The organism is Parendozoicomonas verongulae (genome assembly GCF_009711465.1).
GTDB lineage: Bacteria > Pseudomonadota > Gammaproteobacteria > Pseudomonadales > Endozoicomonadaceae > Sansalvadorimonas > Sansalvadorimonas verongulae.
Window position 1 is genome coordinate 1 of record NZ_SMME01000403.1, and the last position, 747, is coordinate 747.

Genomic DNA, 747 nt, shown 5'->3' on the forward strand with positions numbered 1-747 from the left:
ATGTTGCTCGGAGCTGGTGCTGATCCAACATTAAAGTGGCAGTTCTGGATATCTTGCACGAAAAGCCCACTGGAAATTGCACAAGACAAAAGAGATAAACTTCCACCTTTTGACCCTAAAAGATTACAGTACGGCAGAATCATTACATCTCTCATGGAGGCAGAAAATAAACATAGGAAACACCGTCAGACCTCCCAAACACTATGGAGAGAAAAAAGCACTGGAGAACCACATGATACTGAAACCAGTGTAAGTACAGGAATGTCCAAACTCAGCTTACGGCGTACTTCAGAGAAATAACTTTAATGATCCTATGAGACTGTCAGAAGATGCATGACCACTGTGTAGATATCCCCATCTGTGGGGGTAGTGAGCGGAAAAAGCTGCTGGGCCTCAGTGGGTGGCCCATCGGCTCGGCCCAGTACGATGGATCTGCCGTAAGATTTCAGGCTCTCAGAAACCACTAAGGCACCGGTCAGGCTGCGCTCCTGTTCCTGTGCCACCGGTGATCAGTCAAATTCGTTCACCTGCCCGCCGCCCCCTTCGTCTGTCAGACGCTGGGGCTCAAATAACTTGATTTCTTCCTTGTTGATTGCCATACCTTCCATCCCTTTGGTAATGACGGTTTGTGGGGTGAGTGTGTTAAGGGTTTATGAAAAGCAGCGATTCCTCTACGCTAGTTTTTTCCTCCTGGCTTTGGGATTTTGTGCAAATGTGTTGGCTAAGGGTGAATGCAAAGCAGACCTG

Annotated in this window: 1 protein-coding gene; it reads left to right on the plus strand. The window is 47.8% G+C overall.

The features are described from left to right. On the plus strand, window positions 1-300 hold a 300-nt coding region (locus E1189_RS24480), incomplete at its 5' end, for a hypothetical protein (protein WP_230459884.1). Between the last annotated feature and the right edge of the window lie 447 nt (window positions 301-747).